Annotated in this window: 4 protein-coding genes; all 4 read right to left on the bottom strand. The window is 39.4% G+C overall.

The genetic code is table 11. The features are described 5' to 3' along the window. Positions 1–266: 266 nt before the first annotated feature. The gene (locus ACFIMS_RS08625; protein ID WP_375654349.1) at positions 267–824 is read right to left on the bottom strand and encodes a hypothetical protein; all 558 of its coding nucleotides are present in this window, start codon (positions 822–824) and stop codon (positions 267–269) included. Positions 825–881: 57 nt separating this feature from the next. Beyond that, positions 882–1433, bottom strand: coding sequence for a hypothetical protein (locus ACFIMS_RS08620; RefSeq protein ID WP_375627749.1), 552 nt, complete (start codon positions 1431–1433; stop codon positions 882–884). Positions 1434–1442: 9 nt separating this feature from the next. Continuing rightward, positions 1443–1961 carry a hypothetical protein gene (locus ACFIMS_RS08615; protein ID WP_375627750.1) on the bottom strand — a complete coding sequence of 173 codons (519 nt, stop codon included), beginning with the start codon at positions 1959–1961 and terminating at the stop codon, positions 1443–1445. A 365-nt stretch (positions 1962–2326) separates the two neighbouring features. Beyond that, positions 2327–2599: a hypothetical protein gene (locus tag ACFIMS_RS08610; RefSeq protein ID WP_375696654.1), complete on the bottom strand. Its 273-nt coding sequence runs from the start codon at positions 2597–2599 to the stop codon at positions 2327–2329. Positions 2600–3166: the final 567 nt, after the last annotated feature.

The raw sequence follows: 3166 nt of genomic DNA, 5'->3' as shown, positions 1-3166 counted from the left end.
ACCGTAGAAAGATAGAATATTTTTTTATAGTCTTGCCAAACAAGAGAAAGCTGCTTTTTATCAAACATTCTGCTGCTTTTTATTTTTGGGAGTTCTGTTTTAAGGCGATATCGCGTTCATTCAACACGCATTTCAGTTCCTTTTTCACGCGACAATAAAGCCTCGCACGCTTGATAAACAGGTAATAAATGACAACGATTGGCGCCCATATTAAAACACCTAAGAGCGTAAAACACAGGAAAGAAATGGCTATTAATGTTATAAGACTACTCGTCATTTTGTCCCCCTTCCACATTCTGCATACGCATTGCCTGATCGCGTTGTTGTATCGCTTCTTCCAATTGTTGAAGTATTTTGTTCAATTTTCTCGTTAATTTTATACACATGATCCCAATGATCGGAAAAAAGAGAAGAACCCCTAACCATATAAGGCTCAACAGCTGCATGATAAAGGCAACATTATCATTTTTCCACCATACAAAATTTGCGATAGAGAAAGCAGATTGCAAAACAGAAAAGAGAATAAGGATAAAAAAGATTATTTTACATTCTTTTGAATAAAAAGGCAGAGATTCTTTGAAGTTAAGAAAGCGCATTTTCGCATCAAGGGTCTTATGGGCGAGATTGTGTCTTTTCATTTCTCCCAGATCATTGCGCAATTGTTGTATGGCTTGCTTTTGTTGCGTCGTACTCTTTTTCAAGCCTTGAGCGAGTTTAAAAGATAGCCTGATATATTTGATCAACAGGTAAGGAAACCTGACCATAACCATAACCATTAAAATGGCAATGATAATGAACCCTAAAAAAACCAAATGCTGCATCATAATGCTCCCTTTTTTTCCCTATCGCATTGATGTGAAATCATCATTTTTATTTTCTTCTCAAGCAAATGTTTCTAATTCCTTTACTGTTTCTTGCACGCCATACTGAAGAAAACTATGGAGAATTAAAATGACAGGTAAAGAAACAACAATACATGTCCAGACCCAAAACAGCAGTCGCATGACAAAATCAATAATGTGAAGCACTATCATAGGCACGTAATTGTGCAAAAAAACCGCAGATTTTGGAAGAAAAGCTGAAAAAACGACAACACCTGTGCTAAGTGCAACCATAACGAAGGCGATAGAAAAGATCATAAAATAATCTTTTTTTGAGAGAAGCAAAGATTCTTGAAAAGAAAAGGCACGCAACTGTGTTGTAAGAACTGTCCTCTGTCCTCTACCCTCTACCTGATTATGCCCTAAATTCTGCGCTGCACCCTTTTTTAATTTTCGCTGCGTCACCAATAACAAGATTGTCCGTTTTATCAACGAATAATAAAGTGCAACGATTGTTACCACGGTAGAAAGGAATACCATAAAAATTGCAGAACAAATAAAAATTGTCGTCCCTACGGCAGTCAACATTCCAATGATTAAAGAAGCGGTCACTTTCCCCCCCTATTGTCTTCTGTTAAGAGATTGGTTGTCTAGCTGTTGCTGCTCTGGCAAGGTTTCCCATTGTAGCATCATTTCCTTCACATCCCGTTTAAATACGGCGTTAAAGACAAAAAAGAGCGGACAAAAACCAAAAAGAACGCCAAAAATCATTTGCGGTAAGAGACATAAAAAAGCCCAAACACTATTCCACCCCGCATCAAGAACATGCTGAATTATAGGATTTTGGAAAGGGTGTTTAAGACTTTCCTGAAGTCTTTCCTGAAGACTTTCTTGTTTCATTTGTCCCAGTGCTTGGAACTGTTCCTTGGATATAACGTGAAAAAATTCCAAAGGGGTCATATAGGCAGACGCGGAAAAAAGCACCAACAAGAGGATAGCCAAACAACAAATGATGATATAATCGCCTGTTGAAAGCATCATCCATTTTTTGAAAGTTGCCGATTGATCCAACACTGGCTGCGATACAAAAGCCTTATCTCCCTTATGGGCAGATTGGTGTTGTGATTTATCTTCGATCATACGGATACTCCCCCACTTCTAAAATTCCCACTCTTCAATATTTGATAGCACGCCACCAGCGCGGTAAATTCGCTTAGCACCCTTCTCAGAGTAATGCAAGTACTATAAATCCCCTCTACGTATTTTATTCATTTGCCCTATACGCGCTTATACATGCGCGCTTACAAGCCCCAAAACACCCCTTTTCCCAAGGAAGGGTGTTCTATTGAAAGCCAAGCACGCAGACAAGATCAACCTCAGTCCCAGATCAAACCTCAGTCATTGCCCTTATCTCAAGCTTCCTCAAGTGCACGACGTAAACGCCTTACGCTTACCTTTTCCTCAAAAATTTTCAATCTCTTTGCCTTAAAATCCACCCCTTTGCCTCAATGCCTCGTTGTCAATCTGGCCCCCCAAAATGATAAAGCCCTAAAATGATAAGGATTAATCATTTGGCAAGCCGCCGCATGGATACCAGCGTCTCTCACAATTCCATAACCAAATTGCACAAAACCTTTTTCATCCAGAGAGAGAAACTGTCCTTCACGGTCTCGTAAATAAATAACGGTCTCGTAAATAAATAGATGTCCCTCTTTTCTTTCAATTTCCCCCTCTACCCCAGGCTCTTTAAAAGCACTGTTACACTTTCCATGGAGCAAAACGTCTTGATCAAAAACTTAAGCTTTTGGCGCGTCTTCTCTATGCGTCTTACCTCTCCACCTGCAAGAAAATGGGCTCTTCTTCCCCAAACACCAGAATATCTTTTGCTTTAAGTATAGATTTTTCGCTCTCAATATCGCTTGGTAAAACACATTTTTATGCTTGATAAAAAGAAAATAAGTTACAAGATTTTCTCTCTTTAAGAGAACAGAAACAGCAAGTAAAGTCCAAGAGCGGCCTCTCTTCACTTTCCCCTCAGCACTCAAGCAAGGATCTTACTCAAGCAAGAGCCTCAATTCTTTTCAAAACACGACACAAATATAAAAAGGCATAAAACGAGAAGTGTCCCCCATGCTCCTTAATGAACAAGTCAAAAGCAAGGCTCAACGAAAGCCTCTCTTCACTTTCCTCTCGCACTCAAGCAAGAGCACCAACTCAAGCAAGAGCCTCAATTCTTTAAAAAAACACGACACAAATATAAAAAGGCATAAAACGAGAAGTGCACCCCATGCTCCTTAATGAACAAGTCAAAAGCAAGGCTCAACGAAAGCCTCTCTTCACTTTTT

This window comes from Bartonella sp. AP331QHHD, assembly GCF_042195905.1.
Classification (GTDB): Bacteria; Pseudomonadota; Alphaproteobacteria; order Rhizobiales; family Rhizobiaceae; genus Bartonella.
The sequence above is the reverse complement of the archived record's forward strand: the minus strand, read 5'-3'. Positions and strand labels throughout refer to the sequence as shown.

Bases quoted from the DNA above. Each gene is read 5' to 3' on its own strand.
- ACFIMS_RS08625 (WP_375654349.1), bottom strand. From the start codon at position 824: ATGATGCAGCATTTGGTTTTTTTAGGGTTCATTATCATTGCCATTTTA.
- ACFIMS_RS08615 (WP_375627750.1), bottom strand. From the start codon at position 1,961: ATGATCGAAGATAAATCACAACACCAATCTGCCCATAAGGGAGATAAG.